At 71.4% G+C, this 19,034-nt stretch carries 16 protein-coding genes; 4 read left to right on the forward strand and 12 right to left on the reverse strand.

The features are described from left to right. Positions 1-140: 140 nt before the first annotated feature. The 3 genes from ACZ5PB_RS28855 to ACZ5PB_RS28865 form a co-directional block, all read right to left on the reverse strand. Positions 141-2,573: a sodium-translocating pyrophosphatase gene (locus ACZ5PB_RS28855; protein ID WP_468695043.1), complete on the reverse strand. Its 2,433-nt coding sequence runs from the start codon at positions 2,571-2,573 to the stop codon at positions 141-143. Positions 2,574-2,742: 169 nt separating this feature from the next. Beyond that, positions 2,743-3,192 (reverse strand): ATP-binding protein, encoded by a 450-nt coding sequence (locus ACZ5PB_RS28860; RefSeq protein ID WP_468695044.1) that lies wholly within the window; start codon positions 3,190-3,192, stop codon positions 2,743-2,745. Between the two features lie 128 nt (positions 3,193-3,320). Beyond that, a complete protein-coding gene (locus ACZ5PB_RS28865; protein ID WP_003967428.1) occupies positions 3,321-3,674 on the reverse strand; it encodes an STAS domain-containing protein in 354 nt (117 codons plus the stop codon). Between the two features lie 40 nt (positions 3,675-3,714). On the opposite strand from ACZ5PB_RS28865, the gene ACZ5PB_RS28870 reads away from it, so the two are divergent. Further along, entirely contained in the window at positions 3,715-6,216 is a 2,502-nt protein-coding gene (locus ACZ5PB_RS28870) for a DEAD/DEAH box helicase (protein ID WP_468695046.1), read from the forward strand. A gap of 41 nt (positions 6,217-6,257) precedes the next feature. Here ACZ5PB_RS28870 and ACZ5PB_RS28875 read toward each other — a convergent pair whose 3' ends face one another. The 7 genes from ACZ5PB_RS28875 to ssd all read right to left on the reverse strand — a co-directional run bounded on the left by ACZ5PB_RS28875 (position 6,258) and on the right by ssd (position 11,208). Beyond that, positions 6,258-6,596 carry an Rv3654c family TadE-like protein gene (locus ACZ5PB_RS28875; protein WP_468695304.1) on the reverse strand — a complete coding sequence of 113 codons (339 nt, stop codon included), beginning with the start codon at positions 6,594-6,596 and terminating at the stop codon, positions 6,258-6,260. A gap of 5 nt (positions 6,597-6,601) precedes the next feature. After that, positions 6,602-6,991, reverse strand: coding sequence for a TadE family type IV pilus minor pilin (locus ACZ5PB_RS28880; protein WP_468695306.1), 390 nt, complete (start codon positions 6,989-6,991; stop codon positions 6,602-6,604). A gap of 34 nt (positions 6,992-7,025) precedes the next feature. Then, complete coding sequence (locus ACZ5PB_RS28885; RefSeq protein ID WP_468695047.1) at positions 7,026-7,250, reverse strand: DUF4244 domain-containing protein; 225 nt, start codon at positions 7,248-7,250, stop codon at positions 7,026-7,028. A gap of 70 nt (positions 7,251-7,320) precedes the next feature. Next, positions 7,321-8,112, reverse strand: coding sequence for a type II secretion system F family protein (locus tag ACZ5PB_RS28890; protein WP_468695048.1), 792 nt, complete (start codon positions 8,110-8,112; stop codon positions 7,321-7,323). Then, entirely contained in the window at positions 8,109-8,939 is an 831-nt protein-coding gene (locus tag ACZ5PB_RS28895; protein WP_468695307.1) for a type II secretion system F family protein, read from the reverse strand. Before ACZ5PB_RS28895 ends, ACZ5PB_RS28890 begins: the two co-directional genes overlap by 4 nt. 29 nt (positions 8,940-8,968) lie before the next feature. Next, complete coding sequence (locus ACZ5PB_RS28900) at positions 8,969-10,120, reverse strand: TadA family conjugal transfer-associated ATPase (protein ID WP_468695049.1); 1,152 nt, start codon at positions 10,118-10,120, stop codon at positions 8,969-8,971. Next, a complete protein-coding gene (ssd, locus tag ACZ5PB_RS28905) occupies positions 10,117-11,208 on the reverse strand; it encodes a septum site-determining protein Ssd (RefSeq protein ID WP_468695308.1) in 1,092 nt (363 codons plus the stop codon). The genes ACZ5PB_RS28900 and ssd overlap by 4 nt, the downstream gene beginning before the upstream one ends. 475 nt (positions 11,209-11,683) lie before the next feature. Here ssd and ACZ5PB_RS28910 point away from each other — a divergent pair, with 475 nt between their 5' ends. Next, positions 11,684-12,562: an HAD family hydrolase gene (locus tag ACZ5PB_RS28910; protein ID WP_468695050.1), complete on the forward strand. Its 879-nt coding sequence runs from the start codon at positions 11,684-11,686 to the stop codon at positions 12,560-12,562. 356 nt (positions 12,563-12,918) lie between these two features. Here ACZ5PB_RS28910 and ACZ5PB_RS28915 read toward each other — a convergent pair whose 3' ends face one another. After that, positions 12,919-13,746 carry a Fic family protein gene (locus tag ACZ5PB_RS28915; RefSeq protein ID WP_468695052.1) on the reverse strand — a complete coding sequence of 276 codons (828 nt, stop codon included), beginning with the start codon at positions 13,744-13,746 and terminating at the stop codon, positions 12,919-12,921. A gap of 112 nt (positions 13,747-13,858) precedes the next feature. Here ACZ5PB_RS28915 and ACZ5PB_RS28920 point away from each other — a divergent pair, with 112 nt between their 5' ends. Beyond that, positions 13,859-14,845, forward strand: a complete 987-nt coding sequence (locus ACZ5PB_RS28920) for an ATP-binding protein (protein WP_468695054.1) — start codon at positions 13,859-13,861, stop codon at positions 14,843-14,845. Here ACZ5PB_RS28920 and ACZ5PB_RS28925 read toward each other — a convergent pair. Beyond that, positions 14,829-16,127, reverse strand: coding sequence for a polysaccharide deacetylase family protein (locus ACZ5PB_RS28925; protein ID WP_468695056.1), 1,299 nt, complete (start codon positions 16,125-16,127; stop codon positions 14,829-14,831). The two genes, ACZ5PB_RS28920 and ACZ5PB_RS28925, sit on opposite strands and share 17 nt — an antisense overlap. 289 nt (positions 16,128-16,416) lie before the next feature. Between ACZ5PB_RS28925 and ACZ5PB_RS28930 the strand changes: the two genes are divergently transcribed. Then, positions 16,417-18,810 (forward strand): bifunctional SulP family inorganic anion transporter/carbonic anhydrase, encoded by a 2,394-nt coding sequence (locus ACZ5PB_RS28930; protein ID WP_468695058.1) that lies wholly within the window; start codon positions 16,417-16,419, stop codon positions 18,808-18,810. The last annotated feature ends 224 nt before the right edge of the window (positions 18,811-19,034 follow it).

Below are 19,034 nucleotides of genomic sequence, written 5' to 3' on the forward strand. Positions count from 1 at the left end.
AGAGAGACAGCTCACGGAACCCTCCCGTGCCCCCGTCGCACCCCTTTCACACCCCGGCGCACAGCAGGCGGCCGGCGCCTCAACCCGCGCCGACCGCCCACCGTTTGACCTGCTTCGTACCCGTCCCCGGGGGTCCTGCCCTACGACACCGCCTTCGTCGGCACGGGCGGCTTCGACTGCTCGGGCACACCTGTCGAGTTGCCTTCGTCACCCATCACGATGCCGCGCCGTTTGGACACGTACACCGCGCCGACGATGACCCCGAAGGCGATCACGGCGATCACGGCGCGCACCCACGGGTTCGCGTCGACGCCGAAGCTGAACTGCACCACGGCGGGTGCGATCAGCAGTGCCACCAGGTTCATCACCTTCAGCAGCGGGTTGATCGCGGGGCCCGCGGTGTCCTTGAACGGGTCACCGACGGTGTCCCCGATCACGGTCGCCGCGTGCGCCTCGCTGCCCTTGCCGCCGTGGTGCCCGTCCTCGACGAGCTTCTTGGCGTTGTCCCAGGCGCCGCCCGAGTTCGCGAGGAAGACGGCCATCAGCGTCCCCGCCCCGATCGCGCCCGCGAGGTACGAGCCGAGCGCGCCGACCCCGAAGGTGAAGCCGACCGCGATCGGCGCCATGACGGCCAGCAGTCCGGGCGTCGCGAGCTCCCGCAGCGCGTCCTTCGTACAGATGTCGACGACCCGCCCGTACTCCGGTTTCTCGGTGTAGTCCATGATCCCGGGGTGCTCGCGGAACTGCCGCCGCACCTCGTGGACCACGGCCCCCGCCGACCGCGACACCGCGTTGATCGCCAGCCCGGAGAAGAGGAAGACGACTGCGGCGCCGAGCATCAGCCCGACGAGGTTGTTGGGCTGCGAGATGTCCATGACGAGGTTGACCGGCGCTCCCTCGCCGCTGGTCCTCACGATTCCCGCCTCCTTCGCCGCCCGGAGGATCGCGTCCCGGTACGAGCCGAAGAGCGCGGCCGCCGCGAGTACGGCGGTGGCGATCGCGATGCCCTTGGTGATGGCCTTCGTCGTGTTGCCCACCGCGTCCAGGTCGGTCAGGACCTGGGCGCCGGCTCCGGTCACGTCGCCGGACATCTCGGCGATGCCCTGCGCGTTGTCGGATACCGGGCCGAAGGTGTCCATGGCGACGATGACCCCGACGGTGGTGAGCAGCCCGGTCCCGGCCAGCGCGACCGCGAAGAGGGCGAGCATGATCGACGTACCGCCGAGCAGGAAGGCCCCGTACACGCCGAGCCCGATGAGCAGCGCGGTGTAGACGGCGGATTCGAGCCCGATGGAGATGCCGGCCAGCACCACCGTCGCGGGCCCGGTCAGCGACGACTTGCCGATGTCGCGGACCGGCCGCCGGGTGGTCTCGGTGAAGTACCCGGTCAGCTGCTGGATGAGGGCGGCCAGCGCGATCCCGATGGCGACCGCGACCAGCGCCAGCATGCGCGGGTCACCGCCGTGCCCGAGGATCTCCTTGTCCGCGACGCCCTCCAGTTCGGCGTACGACGAGGGCAGGTGCGTGAAGACGGCCACGGCCACCAGCACCAGCGAGATCACCGCGGAGATGAAGAACCCCCGGTTGATCGCGGACATGCCACTGCGGTCGCTGCGCCGCGGTGCGACGGCGAAGATCCCGATCATGGCGGTGATCACACCGATCGCGGGCACGATCAGCGGGAACGCGAGTCCGGCGTCGCCGAAGGCCGCCATGCCGAGGATCAGTGCGGCGACCAGGGTCACGGCGTACGACTCGAAGAGGTCGGCCGCCATGCCCGCGCAGTCGCCGACGTTGTCGCCCACGTTGTCGGCGATGGTCGCGGCATTGCGCGGATCGTCCTCCGGAATGCCCTGCTCCACCTTGCCGACCAGGTCGGCGCCGACGTCGGCGGCCTTGGTGAAGATGCCGCCGCCGACCCTCATGAACATCGCGATGAGGGCAGCGCCGAGACCGAAGCCCTCCAGGACCTTCGGCGCGTTTTCGGCGTACACGAGGACGACGACGGCCGCACCCAGCAGGCCGAGGCCCACCGTGATCATGCCGACGACGCCGCCCGTGCGAAATGCGATCTTCATTGCTTTGTGCGAAACGGTCGTCAGATCCTTTACCGCCAGACCCTTTTCCGTCTCCCCCTCCACAGGGGTCGCTTCCCGCGCAGCCGCCGCAACACGCACATTGCTTCGTACGGCGAGCCGCATACCGATGTACCCGGTCGCCGCCGAGAACAGCGCGCCGACGAGGAAGAACAGTGAACGGCCTATCCGCTGCGAGGCGTTGTCCGCCGGAAGCAGCAGGAGCAGAAAGACCACGACCACCGCGAAGATCCCGAGAGTGCGCAACTGCCGCATGAGATACGCATTCGCGCCCTCCTGCACGGCGGCGGCGATCTCCTTCATGGAGTCGGTGCCCTCGTCGGCCGCCAGCACCTGACGTACCAGCAGCTGGGCGACGATCAGTGCGGCGACCGCGACGGCCGCGATGACGATCACGATGAGCCGGTTGTTGTCGGTGAGTGAGACCGCGAGATTCGAGAAGTGTTCGGACTGTGGGGAGTTGAGAAGTCCCGCCATTCGTCCTCCTTGATGCAGAGCTCAAGATGTGGACGGATTGTAGGTAGCGGAAGCTGATCTCAACAGAGTGCCGTTTACTGGATCACACGAAACACCGGCGGAAATGATCGAGAAATAACGAAAGGCCCTGCTCAGCAGGGCCTTTCGAAAATCATTCCCGGAAATACCTTCAGGGCATTACCACCGCGGAAGCGGTGGGCCAGCTCATCCGGATGACTCCGCCGTTTTCCCCGTCGATGACCTGAAGGTCGTCGACGAGTCCACTGATCACGGCGAGGCCCATGTCGTCCTCGCCGTCGGAGTCGAGATCCACCGACCCCGGTGCCGCCCCGGACGCCACTCGCGCCCCGGGGACCGCCCCGGCAGGACCGGGAAGCTCGTCGCCGACCTCGATGGAGAAGGTCTTCTCCTCCTCGGTCAGCGCGACCCGGACCGGATTCGGGCTGTTGTTCGTACGATGCAGGCCGACGGCCCGGGAGCACGCCTCGCCCACCGCGAGCCGGACCTCGTCCAGCACCGCCTCGTCGACCCCGGCCCGGCGCGCCACGGCGGCCGCCACGAGGCGGGCCGTCCTGACGTGCTCGGGCTGGGCGCTGAAACGGAGTTCCACGGTGGCCATTGCGCTCCCCCTCGGACGTACGGGCGTGCGTTCGCAGGGGCCGGGCGGCAAAGCCCGGCACCCCACGTCGTACTGCTTGTTCTGCTCTTGATCCTGCTTGCTTCCGGAGCACCGGAAGCCGTCGGCCGTCAGTCTGTGGCGGCGACGGCCTCGTCGACCGTGGTGTGAATCGGGAACACCTTGGTCAGACCGGTGATCCGGAAGATCTTGAGAATGCGCTCCTGGTTGCAGACCAGGCGCAGCGAGCCCTCATGGGCACGCACACGCTTCAGTCCGCCCACGAGCACGCCGAGGCCGGTGGAGTCGAGGAAGTCCACGCCCTCCATGTCGACAACCAGGTGATAGCTGCCGTCGTTCACCAACTCGACCAACTGCTCGCGCAGCTTGGGCGCGGTATACACATCAATCTCGCCACCGACCTCGACGACCGTACGGTCGCCACCAGGTCCGGACACATTGCGAGTCGACAGGGACAGGTCCACGGATCCTCCAGCACCTTGCTATCGAGCGGCCGTCCCCCTGATGTCTCCCCGGCGGAGCCAGAGGACGGAACGCCAGCCGCGAAACGCATTCAATCACTTACCAGCAGGCGAGCACGACGCCTTGGGGTCATTGTCCGTCACGCCAGTGACAGACTCGGCGGTTGTGGCCAAGAATCCCCGTCCCGGACGACCTCCCCAGAGCAGGGCCGAAGCCCCGTCTCCAGGCGAGGTCCTCGCCCGTCTCACCGCAGGGGAGAGCCGGGCCGCTCGCATCACTCATACGGAGCACTTGCCCCCGCGAGAGGGCAGCCATGCAGTCTGGCCCGACCGCATCCGCAGCGAAGTGATCGCGGCGATCCAGAAATCCGGGATCGACCACCCCTGGACCCACCAGGCACGGGCCGCGGAGCACGCCCTCGACGGCGATTCAGTGGTGATCGCCACAGGAACCGCCTCGGGCAAGTCGCTCGCGTACCTGGCCCCGGTTCTCACGGCCCTGCTGGACGGCTCCGAGGCACCCAACGGCCGGGGCGCGACCGCCCTCTACCTGGCCCCGACGAAGGCACTGGCCGCCGACCAGCGCCGCGCGGTCAAATCCCTCGCGGCCCCGCTCGGCAACGCGGTCCGGCCTGCGGTCTACGACGGTGACACCCCGGTCGAGGAGCGGGAGTGGGTCCGCCAGTACGCCAACCTCGTCCTGACCAACCCCGACATGCTGCACCGCGGCATACTGCCCTCCCACCCCCGCTGGTCCTCCTTCCTGAAGGCCCTGCGGTACGTCGTCATCGACGAGTGCCACACCTACCGGGGCGTCTTCGGCTCGCACGTCGCCCAGGTGATCCGCCGGCTGCGCCGCCTGTGCGCCCGCTACGGCGCCGAACCCGTCTTCCTGCTGGCATCGGCCACCTCGGCCGATCCGGCGGTCGCAGCGAGCCGTCTGACGGGCCTGCCGGTGCAGGAGGTGGCCGACGACGCCTCCCCGCGCGGCGAACTCGTCTTCGCCCTCTGGGAACCCCCGCTCACCGAGCTCCACGGCGAGAACAACGCCCCGGTCCGCCGCACCGCCACCGCCGAGACCGCGGACCTCCTCACCGACCTGATCCTGCACAAGACCCGCACAGTCGCCTTCGTCCGCTCCCGCCGGGGCGCCGAGCTGATCTCCCTGATCACCAAGGAACGTCTCGCCGGGATCGACCGGGCCCTCCCGGCCCGGGTCGCCGCCTACCGGGGCGGCTACCTCCCGGAGGAACGCCGCGCCCTGGAGGCCTCCCTGCACTCCGGCGAACTCCTCGGACTGGCCGCCACCACCGCCCTCGAACTCGGCATCGACGTCTCGGGCCTGGACGCCGTCCTCATCGCGGGCTACCCCGGCACCCGGGCCTCCCTCTGGCAGCAGGCCGGCCGCGCGGGCCGCTCCGGCGAGGGCGCCCTCGCCATCCTGATCGCCCGCGACGACCCGCTGGACACCTACCTGGCCCACCACCCCGAGGCCCTGTTCGCCCAGCCCGTCGAGTCCACCGTCCTCGACCCCGACAACCCCTACGTCCTGGCCCCCCACCTGTGCGCCGCCGCCGCCGAGCTCCCCCTCACCGAACCCGACTTCACCCTCTTCGGCCCGGCCTCCGCCCCCCTCCTGCCCTCCCTCGAAGCGGCGAACCTGCTCCGCCGCCGCTCACGGTCCTGGTACTGGACCCGCCGCGAACGGGCCGCCGACCTGGCTGACATCCGGGGCGAGGGCGGCACCCCGATCCAGATCGTCGAGGAGTCCACCGGCCGCCTGCTGGGCACGGTCGACGCCTCCGCCGCGCACACCTCCGTCCACGAGGGCGCCGTCCACCTCCACCAGGGCCGCACCTATCTGGTCCGCCGCCTCGACCTGGACGACTCCGCCGCCCTGGTCGAGGAGGCCGACCCGCCGTACTCCACCACCGCCCGCGACACCACCGCCATCTCCATCCTCAGCACCGACGAGTCCGTCCCCTGGGGAACGGCCCGGCTCCACTACGGCTCGGTCGAGGTCACCCACCAGGTGGTCTCCTTCCTCCGCCGCCAACTCATCACCGGCGAAGTGCTCGGCGAGACGAAACTCGACCTGCCGCCCCGCACCCTGCGCACCCGCGCCGTCTGGTGGACCCTCAGCGAGGACGACCTCGACACGGCCCGCCTGAACCCGGAGGTCCTCCCCGGCGCCCTGCACGCCGCCGAACACGCCGCCATCGGCCTGCTCCCCCTCTTCGCCACCTGCGACCGCTGGGACATCGGCGGCGTCGCCATCCCCCTCCACCCCGACACGCTCCTGCCCACGGTCTTCGTCTACGACGGCCACCCGGGCGGCGCGGGCTTCGCCGAACGCGGCTTCCACACCGCCCACGCCTGGCTCACCGCCACCCGCGAGGCCATCGCCTCCTGCGAGTGCGACGCCGGCTGCCCGTCCTGCATCCAGTCCCCCAAGTGCGGCAGCGGCAACGACCCCCTCCACAAACGAGGCGCCCTCCGCCTCCTCACCACCCTCCTGAACGCCGCCCCGACACCCGATGCCTGATCCCCCCGGGACCGGCCCCGCCGCCACGGTGAAGGCGGGGGTCACCCCGCTCCCGGCCCCGCCCGAGCCCGCACCACCACCTCGTACGGCCCGACCCCCGCCTTCACCGACACGTCCGCCACCTCCCCCCGTACCGCGCACCCCACCACCCGCACCCCCTGCGCCCGGGCCACCTCCGAGGCCCTCCCGCAGGCCGCCCCCTCTCCCCGCATCCACTCCCCGGCCGCCGCCAGCGCCGCCAGGTCCGCGCCGCCGCCCGCCCGGTGCCGGGCCACCACCGCCTGTCCCATCGCCAGCACGCCCGCGAACACCACCCCCAGCACCGCGATCACCCCGAGCGCCCGCACCGTCGCCGACCCCCGGTCGGTGCCCCTCCCCACCCGCCTCAAGCCCCCACCCCCACCGTCTCCTCCGCCAACGCCACCGCTTCCGCCCGCAACGTCAGCCCAAGCCCGCCGGGCCCCGGCGCGGGAGCCGTCACCAGCACCCGCACCAGGTCGCCCTCCCGCCGGATCCCGACACCCGCTCCGTCCGGCGCGGCCTGCCGCACCGCCGCCTCGGTCGCCGCCGGTGGCTCCTGCCGGGCCGCTGCCCGCGCCCCGGCCCGTGCCGCGTCCACACACTGGATCTGTGCGGCAGCGGCCATCAGCGCCCACACCAGCGCCATCCCGAACACCACCAGCACCGGCAGCACCAACGCCGCCTCCGCGGTCACAAACCCCCGGTCCCTCCCCCAGGCGAACCTCACGTCCGGCACGTCCGGCACGTCCGGCACAACCGACCCGCCCGGAACGACCGGCCCCGGCCGCTCAGAACTGCACATCGAGCGCCCTCCCCACCGCCGCCTGCAACGCCGCCGACACCGCGTCACTGTTGACGACCTTGTAGAGCACCGCCGCGAAGGCACACGCCGCGATCGTTCCCACCGCGTACTCGGACGTGGTCATCCCCAGATCGGCGCCCGCCCGCGCCCGTACCAGCGCCCACCACCGGTTCCCGCCCCGCACCACCTGTCCCCGCATCCACTTCCACATCTCAACCTCCCTGATGTCCCGCACAGTTCGCCGTCCTCATCTCGCCGGTCCCGTCTCGCCCGGCCCCACCTCACCCGGCCCCCAAAAGCTCCTCCCCCAGCCCGATCACCACCGGCGCGACACCCATCACCAGGAACGCCGGCAGAAAGCACAGCGTCAGCGGTACGACGATCAGCACGGCGGCCCTGTTCGCCCCGGCCTCGGCCCTGCGCGCGCGCTCCGCCCTGAGCCGGTCCGCCACCCGCGCCACCGGCCCCGCCGCCGGCGCCCCACTGGACCCGGCCCGCTCCAGGCACCTGGCCAGCCCTTCCGCGCCGGGTATCGCCCCCAACCGCCCCCACGCCTCGCCCGGTTCGCCCCCGAGCCGCAACTCGGCCGCCACCCGTGACAGCCGCTCCCCGACCGGCCCGCCGAGCGAAGCCCCCACCGCCTCGGCCGCCTCTCTAGGCCCCGCCCCCGCCGCCACACAGGCCGCCAGCAGGTCGGCTGCCAGAGGGAGTTGCCGCCCCGCCGCAGCCTCCTCGGCCGCCGCCCGGCTCCTGGGCTGCCGCCCTCGCTGCCACCGCCGTACGCCGATCGCCGCCACCGCCCCGAGCAGGCACCCCCACACCCCGCCCACCAGCACGTACCCGGCGACCACCGCTCCCGCCGCCCCGCCCCAGTCCCGAGCCCAGGCGGTCCCGCCGCCGAGCCCTCTGCGCCGCCGCTCCGCGTACACCGCCGCCTCGACCGCCAGCAGTGTGGCGAGCCGCCGTTTTGCCTCCCGCTCCCGCCGACGGCCGGCCACCGCGAAGGCCAGACATCCCACCGCGGCGGTGGCCGACACCACTACCCCCAGCCTGTGGACAACTTCCCCGTTCACGCGCCCTCCCCCTCTCCGCTCCGTACGATCCGCCGGGCCCACACCAGTCCCCCGGCCTCCAGCAGTCCGCCCACCGCCAGGCAGCCGAGCCCCAGCGGTGTGTGCAGCAGCACCCCGAGCGGGTCCGCGCCCATCGCACTGCCGATCGCCAGCCCGACCACGGGCAGCAGCGCGAGCAGCCCCACCGTCGACCAGGCCCCGGACAGCCGGGCCCGCAACTGCTCACGGCGGTCCCGCTCGTCCCGCAGCGCCGCCTCCAGCCGGTCGAGCCCCGCCGCCAGCCCCGCCCCGCTGCCCACCGACACCTGCCAGCAGACCGCGAGACCGACCAGCCCCCGGGCCCCGGGCTCCTCCGCCGCCCGGTGCAGCGCCACCGGCACATCGCCCCCGAACCGGGCGGCTGCCAAGGCCTCCGCCTCCGCGTCCCCCAGCCCTCCGGTATCCACGGCCGCCGCGTACAGCGCCTGCCCCGGCTGGCTCCCGGCCCTCAGTTCTCCGCTCACCGCCCCGCACAGGGCGATCACCTGATCGCTCCGCCGCCCTCGCGCCCTCGCCAACTCCCGTGCCCGCAACCGCCGTCCCACCACCGGCACCGCCACCGCCCCCAGCACCAGCGGAATCACCGACTCCCCCAGTACGGCGACCACACCCGCCACCGGCAGACACAGCCACTGCGGCCGCACCCGCTCCCGCGCGATCCGCCACCACGCCTCCCACGCGGGCGCCCCACGCCCTTGCGCCACGCCCCCGGCCAGCACCAGCCGGGCCCGCCGCACCTCGTGCTCCCAGCCGACCAGCAGCCAGGCCGCCAGCCCCGCGCACAGCATCGCCGCGTACCCGGCGGCGCCCAACTCCCTCACCACGCACCCCCGATCAGCTCACGCAGCTTCGGCCAGCCCCGCTCCCGCACGAATCCCTCGGCGCCCCACCGCAACGCGGGCACCGTCACCACGAGCCCGGCCGCGTCCCGCTCCAGCACGTGCATCTCGGCGAGCCGACGCCGCCCGTCCCGGTCCCGTACGAGATGCAGCACGACCGACAGCGCGGCCCCCAACTGGCTGTGCAGCGCCGCCCGGTCGAGCCCCGCAGCCGTCCCCAACGCCTCCAGCCGGGCCGGAACATGCGCCGCCGCATTGGCGTGCAGCGTGCCGCAGCCGCCCTCGTGGCCCGTGTTGAGAGCCGCCAGCAGCTCGGTCACCTCCGCCCCGCGCACCTCACCGACCACCAGCCGGTCCGGCCGCATCCGCAGCGCCTGGCGGACCAGGTCCCGCAGGGTGACCCGCCCCGCACCCTCCTGGTTGGGCGGCCTCGACTCCAGCCGCACCACATGCGGATGGTCGGGCCGCAATTCGGCCGAGTCCTCGGCCAGCACGATCCGTTCGCGCTCCCCGACCAGCCCGAGCAGCGCCGAGAGCAGCGTGGTCTTGCCCGCCCCCGTACCGCCGCTGATCAGGAACGACAGCCGGGCCTCGACCAGTGCCCGCAGCAGTACGTCACCGCCCGGCGGCACCGTCCCCGCCGCCACCAGCTCCTCCGGCCCAAAGGCCTTCGGCCGCACCACCCGCAGCGACAGGCACGTCGACCCGACGGCCACCGGCGGCAGCACTGCATGCATCCGCGTCCCGTCCGGCAGCCGTGCGTCCACCCACGGCCGGGCGTCGTCCAGCCGCCGTCCGGCGACCGCCGCGAGCCGCTGTGCCAGCCTGCGTACCGCCGCCGCGTCCGGGAAGGACACCCCGGCGAGCTCCAGTCCCGCACCCCGGTCCACCCACACCCGGTCCGGCGCCGACACCAGCACATCGCTCACCGACGGATCGGCGAGCAGCGGCTCCAGCGGCCCGGTGCCCACCAGCTCGGACCTCAACTCAGCCGCGGCACCCAGCACTTCCGCGTCCCCGAGCAGCCGCCCCTGGGCGCGCAGCGCCGCGGCGACCCTTGCCGGGGTCGGCTCGGCCCCGCTCTCCGCGAGCCGCTGCCGTACGGCATTGAGGAGTACGGTCGCGCTCATCGGGCCGCACCCCCGACCAGTGCCCGCTCCCAGAAGGCCGTGCAGAACCGGGCCAGCGGCCCGCGCGCACTGCCCCCCGGCGGTTCCCCGTCCGCGAGGGCCGCCAACAGCCCCGGATCGGACGGCAGTTCGCCCACCAGCGGCAGATTCAGGGTCCTGGCCACCCATTCCTCGTCCAGCCCTGCCGAGTACGGCCCCCGTACGACGGTCCGCAGGTCCGCCAGGACCATGCCCGCCGCAGCGGCGACCCGCTGCGCGGCGGCCACCGCCCGCAGCTCCCCGGGCACCACCAGGAGCCCCACGTCGAGCTGCGCGAGGGCCTCCGCCACGCTCTCGTCGACCCGGCGCGGCAGGTCCACGACGACCACTCCGCCCGCCCGCCGGGCCGCCGCCAGCACGGCACGCATCGATTCCGGCGGGATCACCACCGCGTCACTGCGGTCCCAGCTCAGCACCCTCAGGTCGTGCAGCCGGGGCAGTGACTCCTCCAGCGCGGCACTGGCCACCCGGCCGCGCGAAGCGGCGAATTCCGGCCACCGCATGCCTTCCGCGTTCTCCCCGCCGAGCAGGACGTCGAGCCCGCCGCCGAGCGGATCACCGTCGACGAGCATCGTCCGCCGGCCCGCCCGGGCCGCGGTCACGGCCAGCGCGCAGGCCAGGGTGGAGGCCCCCGCCCCGCCACGTCCGCCCATCACGCCGACGGTGAGTGCCTGACGGCCGACGCCCTCCGTCGCGTCGGCGATCTGGTTCACCAGCCAGTTCTCGGCGTCCGGCAGCCGCAGTACGTGATCCGCGCCGATCTCGACGGCCCGCTGCCAGACCGTCGGGTCGTCCTGGTCGTGCCCGACGAGCAGGACGCCACGTCTGCGCACGGCCCCCCGCACCCGGACCGCCGCGTCGTCCCCGACGAGCACCAGCGGCGCCGATTCCCAGCTGCCGCGCCGCTCCGGCACCCCGTGGTGGACTTCCGGCTCCACCCCCGCCGCGGCGCACAGCCGCAGCAGATCGTCGAGCAGTTCCACGTCCTCGGTGACGATCAGCGGTCCGCCCCGCCGCCCTTCGGCGGCCGACAACCGGTCGGGTGTCATCGATCCACTCACGATCCCCGCCCCCTCTCACTGCGATCTCAAGCGATTTGGACATCCGCTGAGTTCGCGGACTGGAATCACCGTGCAGCGATCAGGAAAATCATGTGGATCTTGCTCAAGAACTGTGGACAACTCCGCGCTTGTGCATATTCCGCTCACCCTTACCAGTGACTTCCAAGGGAAACGGAACGACTACGGAGCGTGACGAGTTCGGAAGTCATGAAGGCATCGCCGGAAGCCGGACGACAGCGGGAGGGTCATGCGATGAGCGCGTTCGAGGGGTCGGCCCGGAGCCCGAAAAAGCATCCGGACATGCGACGACCCCCGCCGGGGGGGAGAGCGGGGGTCGTCTGCCACGGTTCGACTCGGGGGGGGAGGAGCCGAACCGGGGTAGCACGGTCGCGAACGATCCGTGACTTCCATGGTGTACCCGAGAGCCTTCTCAGGCAAACCCACGCGCCCCAGCGTACGCCGAATGGTGGGCGCCTATGCTCGCCTCGTGGAAAACCACTCGCTGCCCCGCACCGCTGCCTTCTTCGATCTGGACAAGACCGTCATTGCGAAGTCGAGCACGCTGACCTTCAGCAAGTCCTTCTACCAAGGCGGGCTGATCAACCGCCGGGCCGTTCTTCGAACGGCCTACGCACAGTTCGTCTTCCTGGCGGGCGGCGCGGACCACGATCAGATGGAGGGCATGCGCGAATACCTCTCCGCGCTCTGCAAGGGATGGAACGTCCAGCAGGTGCGGGAGATCGTCGCCGAGACCCTGCACGACCTGATCGACCCGATCATCTACGACGAGGCCGCCTCCCTCATCGAGGAGCACCACGCGGCCGGCCGGGACGTGGTGATCGTCTCGACGTCCGGTGCCGAGGTGGTCGAGCCGATCGGTGAGCTGCTCGGTGCGGACCGGGTGGTGGCGACCCGGATGGTGGTCGGCGACGACGGCTGCTTCACCGGCGAGGTGGAGTACTACGCCTACGGCCCGACCAAGGCCGAGGCCGTCAAGGAGCTCGCCGCCTCGGAGGGGTACGACCTGGCGCGCTGCTTCGCGTACAGCGATTCGGCCACCGACGTACCGATGCTGGAGTCGGTCGGGCACCCCTACGCGGTCAACCCGGACCGTGCGCTGCGCCGCGAGGCGACCGCCAGGGAGTGGCCGGTTCTCGTCTTCAGCCGCCCCGTCCGGCTCAAGCAGCGGCTGCCCTCCCTGTCCATGCCGCCCCGCCCCGCACTGATGGCGGCAGCGGCGGTCGGTGCGGCCGCGGCGACCGCTGGTCTCGTCTGGTACGCCAGCCGTCGGCGCAGCGCACTCACCAGGGACACCACAGCCGGACGGTTTGCCCGTATTTGAGAGTAAAAGTAAAGAAGTGCTGCCAGGGGTTCCGCTTCCCCGGCAAGGGGAGTACAAAGGATTCAACGGCCCGCGAGACCAGGGACATCCGAGAGGATCACCTTCTACGCAGTACGGCCCCACGGACCGCGCATGAAAGCCGAGCACCCACGCGACGTCGACCCGTCGATTACGGGCCAGCCGCACCAGGCCACGGGCGAAGATCCCGACCTGATGGGCAAACTTTCGAGGACGCTTGGTAACCCGGCGGACATGCCAGCGGCGGTACCGATTCCGGTACCGCCGCATCTTCTTTTCCGCCACGCCTCCGCCGCGATTCCCGGCGTTTCAGGGCCGGTTGAGGCCCCGTACGACCCTCAGGCCGCGCCGCGCTGGAGCGCTTCGCAGACCGCGGTCGACTCCCGCGCCCCCAGCTCGGCCGCACGCCCGCAGTGCGCGATCCAGCGCGCGACGCCTTCCGGCGTACCGGACACGTATCCCTCCAGGGCTCCGGCGTAGGCCGCCCGCCCCAGTTCCGCGTGGCCCACCTCGGGCGGGCAGACCGACTTCGGGTCGAGGCCGCTGTTGATCAGCACGATGCGCTCGGCGGTGCGCGCGACGAGGCCGTTGTGCGAGCCGAAGGGGCGCAGCGCCATCAGCTCACCGTGCACCACCGCCCCCATGACCAGCGCGGGAGCAGCCGCACCACCCGCGATGATCAGCTGGGACAGCCCTTCCAGGCGTGCCGCCACCTCGTCCGCACCGGGCAGCGGCAGCTCGATCAGCGGCTCGTCCACCGGCTCGCCCACCAGCCTCGGCCGGCCCACCAGTTCGTCGGCGATCCCCGCACCGCCGGCCGCGACCAGGTGCAGCCGCGCCAGCACCCGCAGCGGTGACTGCCGCCAGATGGACAGGAGCTGACCGGCCTCGGCCGTCAACCGCAGCGCCCCGCCGACCACCCGCGATTCGTCGTCCACGCTGAAGTCGGTACGCCGCCGCACCTCCTCCAGTGCCCAGTCCGCGCCCGAGAGCGCCGCCGAACCGCGCGCTCCGCGCAGTGCGGCCTCCGCGGTGATCTCGTTGCTGCGGCGCCGCATGACGCGGTGCCCGTAGACCCTGTCCACGGCCTTGCGCACGGAATCCACGGCCTCGGGCACGCCGGTCAGCGCACCCAGCGCCGCGAGCGGATCAGCGTTCGTACTCATAAGTAAGGAGCGTACGCACCGATCCCTCACACCCCTCCCTTCCCCTCCTTGGAGTGGTCTTCTTCACTCATCGTGCACACCCAATGCATTCATGCGATTACCCTTGGTGAACATGAAGATCGCTTTCGTCGGGAAGGGCGGCAGTGGCAAGACCACGCTGTCCTCGCTGTTCATCCGCCACCTCACCGCCAACGAGGCCCCGGTCGTCGCCGTCGACGCCGACATCAACCAGCACCTGGGCGCGGCCCTCGGTCTCAGCGACGAGGAGTCGGCCGCGATGCCCGCGATGGGCGCGCACCTCCCCCTCATCAAGGACTACCTCCGCGGCACCAACCCCCGCATCGCCTCCGCCGAGACGATGATCAAGACGACCCCGCCCGGCGAGGGCTCCCGGCTGCTGCGGGTCCGCGGGGACAACCCGGTGTACGACGCCTGCGCGCGCCCCGTCGCGCTCGACGACGGCGAGGTCAGGCTGATGGCGACGGGCCCGTTCACCGAGTCCGACCTCGGGGTGGCCTGCTACCACTCCAAGGTCGGCGCGGTCGAGATGTGCCTGAACCACCTGGTCGACGGCCCGGAGGAGTTCGTCGTGGTCGACATGACGGCAGGCTCGGACTCCTTCGCGTCGGGCATGTTCACCCGCTTCGACATGACGTTCCTGGTGGCCGAGCCGACCCGCAAGGGGGTGTCCGTCTACCGCCAGTACAAGGAGTACGCCCGGGACTACGGCATCGCGCTCAAGGTCGTCGGCAACAAGGTGCAGGGCCAGGACGACCTGGACTTCCTGCGCGCGGAGGTCGGCGACGACCTGCTGGTCACCATGGGCCACTCGGACTGGGTGCGCGCCATGGAGAAGGGCCGGCCGGCCCGCTTCGAGCTCCTGGAGGCGGACAACCGCCTCGCCCTCCAGACCTTGCAAGACGCCGCCGAGGACAGCTACGCGCACCGCGACTGGGAGCGCTACACCCGTCAGATGGTGCACTTCCACCTGAAGAACGCGGAGAGCTGGGGAAACGCGAAGACGGGTGCCGACCTGGCTGCCCAGGTCGACCCCGCCTTCGTACTGGACGAGCAGCTGGCGGTCAGTGCGCCGGCTTAGTCCCCGGCGCCGCGGGAGCGTGGGCCGCGGGCGCGTGAGGCGCGGGCTGGGCGGCCGGGTTCAGGAAGGTCGCCCAGTCCGTCTTCGGCGCCTGGCCGACCTTCAGCGTGCGGAGCTTGGCCAGCACCTTCGGGTCCTGCGCGTCCAGCCAGTCGGCGAGCTGACGGAACGACACGCACCTGACCTCGCGCTGGGTGCAGACGGTCTTGATGGTGTCCTCGATGGCGCGCATGTACGTGCCGCCGTTCCAGGACTCGAAGTGGTTGCCGATGATCAGCGGGGCGCGGTTGCCCCTGTACGAGCGGCCGAACGCCTGGACCAGGCCGTCGCGCATCTGGTCGCCCCAGTACCGGTGCCGGCTCTCGTCGCCCCGCGTCGCGCCCGACTGGTTCATGTAGAAGTTGTAGTCCATGGACAGGGTCTGGAAGGCGCGGCCGGGGACGGGCACCAGCTGCATCGAAAGGTCCCAGAGCCTGCCCTCCTTCTCGGGCCAGATCTGGTCGTTGACGCCGCTGGTGTCGTAGCGGAAGCCCATCTCGGAGGCGGCGCGCATGAAGTTCTTGCGCCCCTCCAGGCAGGGGGTGCGGGCGCCGACGAGTTCCTTCTCGTAGTCGAAGGGCAGCGGCTTCAGGTTCTTGAGGGCGGCGTTGGTCTTCCAGTTCTTGACGAAGGACTTGGCCTGCCGGATCTCGCTCTTCCACTCCTCCTTCGACCAGGTGCCCACTCCGCCGTCCTTGCCGCAGAAGTGGCCGTTGAAGTGGGTGCCGATCTCGTTGCCCTCGAACCAGGCGCCGCGGATCTGCTCCACGGTGTCCCTGATTCCCTTGGCATCGTTGAAGCCGATGTCCGAGCGTCCGGCGGAGTGCCGGGGCGGGTCGTAGAGGTTCTTCTTGTCCTCGGGCAGGAGGTAGACCCCGCTCAGGAAGTACGTCATCGACGCGTTGTACCGCTGGCCGACCTTGCGGAAGTGCGAGAAGAGCCGCTGGCTGTCCTCGCCCGCTCCGTCCCAGGAGAAGACGACGAACTGCGGCGGCTTCTCACCGGGCTTCAGCTTGCGCGGTACGGGCTGCAGCGGCTGCGTGCCGGTGTACGCGGTCGAACCGTCGCCGATCAGGCGGGCCGGGCTCCCCGGAGCGGCGACGGGCGGGTTCTTCCTGGCGCCGTGGGCACCGCCCTGGCCGCTCTCGACCGGGTCCGCCGAGCCGCCACAGCCGGCGAGGGTCGCCAGGGACAGTGCGGCGGCGGTGACGCCGAAGGTGACTCTCTTCTTGGCGGCCAGCATGCGCCCACCCTCTTTCTTTTTTGGTGCCCGGTCGGCCGTAATCGTGCGGTAAACCTCGCATGCACCCACACGCCCCCAGATCCGACAAGCCGTCCGAAATGCTTATTCACTTGTTCGGGTGATTACTTGACCCACATGCACCCATAGGCACTGCCGATTCTTTACTCTGAATTACTATTCGTTTACCGAGAGTTTTAGGTCCCCCGCTGCACGCCGTGACCCACGGCCGCGACCCCTCAGTCCCGTGACTCAAGTCCGCGACCCGCGCTGCCCCGGAGGAGACAAGCAGATGTCCGCTTGCGTACCCACTCGTCCCGACCACACCTCTCGCACCACCCGCGCCTCGCGCTTCCAGCGGCCGCACAGCCCGCCGCAGGAGGACAACGGCCGGAAGGGCGACGGCCGTCGGCACCGGTTCAAAATCGGCGGCGGTGATCTGTCCGCGTCGATCACCGTGTTCCTGATCGCCGTACCCATGTCCCTCGGACTGGCCGTCGCCATCGACGCGCCCCTCCAGGCAGGCCTGATCGGCGCCGCCGTCGGCGGGATCGTCGGCGGACTGCTCGGCGGCTCGCCTCTCCAGGTCAGCGGCCCGTCGGCCGGACTGACCGTCGTGACGGCCGAGTTGATCCAGCGCTACGGCTGGCGCACCACCTGCGGGATCGTGATCTGCGCCGGACTGGTGCAGATCCTCCTCGGCTCGCTCAAGGCCGCGCGCAACGCGCTGGCCGTCAGCCCCGCCATCGTGCACGGCACCCTCGCCGGCATCGGCGTCGCCATCGCGCTCGCCCAGCTGCACATCGTGCTCGGCGGCTCACCGCAGAGCTCCGCCACCGCCAACGCCCTCGCCCTGCCCGAGCAGTTGGCTCACCTCGGCCCGGCCGCCCCCCTGATCGGTGCGCTCACCATCGCGGTCCTGGTGCTGTGGCCACGCCTTCCCGGACGTACGGGAAGAATCGTCCGCAAGGTCCCGGCCGCGCTCGCCTCCGTGGCCCTCGCCACCGCGGTCGCCGCCGTCGCCGCGCCCCACATCACCCGGGTCGACCTGCCGTCCTGGCGCAGCCACGCGCTGCCCGAGATGCCGCAGGGACCGGTGCTCGCGCTGGTCGCGGCGGTACTGACCGTCACACTGGTGGCGAGCCTGGAGTCGCTGCTGTCCGCGGTCGCCGTGGACAAGCTCGCCGCCGACCGGCCGGGGACGGCGCCCGTGCCGCGCTCCGACCTGGACCGCGAGCTGCGTGGCCAGGGTGCTTCCAACATGGTGTCCGGGCTGCTCGGCGGGCTGCCGATCTCCGGCGGCGCCGTCCGCTCGACCGCCAACGTCCGTACGGGAGCGACCACTCGGGCCGCCACCGTGCTGCACGGCGTGTGGGTGCTGCTCGCCGCCGGACTGCTGGTCGGCGTACTGGAATGGATTCCGCTGGCGGCGCTGGCCGCCCTGGTCATGATGGTCGGCATCCAGATGGTGAGCTTCGCGCACATCCGCAACGTGCACCGGCACCGGGAGTTCCTGGTGTACGTCACCACGGTCGGCGGCGTCGTGCTGTTCGGCGTGCTGGAGGGTGTGGCGCTGGGGATCGCGGTGGCGGTCGCGGTCGCGATGCACCGCCTGGCCAGGACCCGTATCGTCACCGAGACCACCGCCGACGGCGTCCATCACGTCAGGGCACGCGGCCAGTTGACCTTCCTCGCGGTGCCCCGGCTGACCCGCACGCTGGCCCAGGTGCCCCAGGGCGCACACACCGTCGTGGAGCTGGACGGCTCGTTCATGGACCACGCGGCGTACGAAGCCCTCCAGGGCTGGCAGGACTGCCATGTCGCCCAGGGCGGAAAGGTCGAGGTCACCGGCAGGTCCGGAATCCGGGTCTCCGGTCCGGCCTCGGCGGTCGCGCACACCTGCTGCCGCCCCTGGACCCCCTGGCGCAACCACCACTGCGACGAGCACGCTCCCCCCGCCGCCGAGCCGGCCGCGGGCCCGGCCGGGACGCGCCATCTGGCCAGCGGACTCAGCGCGTTCCAGCGCAACACCGCGCCCCTGGTGCGCGACGAACTGGCCCGGCTGGCGCGCGAAGGACAGAAGCCGACCCAGCTCTTCCTCACCTGCGCGGACTCACGGCTGGTCACCAGCATGATCACGTCGAGTGGCCCGGGCGACCTCTTCACCGTACGGAACGTGGGAAACCTGGTTCCGCCGCCGGGTGCGGAGAGCACGGACGATTCGGTCGCCGCCGCCATCGAGTACGCGGTGGACGTGCTGGAGGTGGAGTCCATCACGATCTGCGGGCACTCCGGCTGCGGCGCCATGCAGGCGCTGCTCAACGGGCCCGCGGCAGGGGCCGAAGCGACCCCGCTGCGGCGCTGGCTGCGGCACGGACTGCCCAGCCTCAAGCGGATGAAGAGCCGTCACCACGCATGGGCGCGGATCTCCGGGCGGCTGCCCACCGACGCGGTGGAGCAGCTCTGCCTCACCAATGTGGTGCAGCAACTGGAGCACCTGCGGCGGCACGAGGCGGTGAAGCGCAAGCTCGCCGAAGGGAAGCTGAAGCTGCACGGGATGTACTTCCACGTGGCCGAGGCACAGGCATATCTGCTGGTCGACGGGGCACGCGTCGGGGAGACCATGGAGGTTTTCGACCGGGTGGCGCCCTCGTCGCACACGGAGTTGGAAGGGCTCACCGCATGAGCACCGCCTGAGCGGCGCCTGAGCAGCGCCCTGCCAGCGCCCTGCGCACCGCCTGAACCCTTCCCGGGCGGCATCCGTGAGACCTGATGGCCCCCCTCGCGGGAATCCCGCGAAGGGGGCCGTTCGAATGCCGTCGGCCGTCGGCGCGCACCGGTACGGACGTCGCACCAGCTCATAGGTCTAAACCAATTTCCGGATGGCTCTTGTCACCCGGCCTTTCGACT

The organism is Streptomyces sp. NPDC032721, assembly GCF_055579625.1.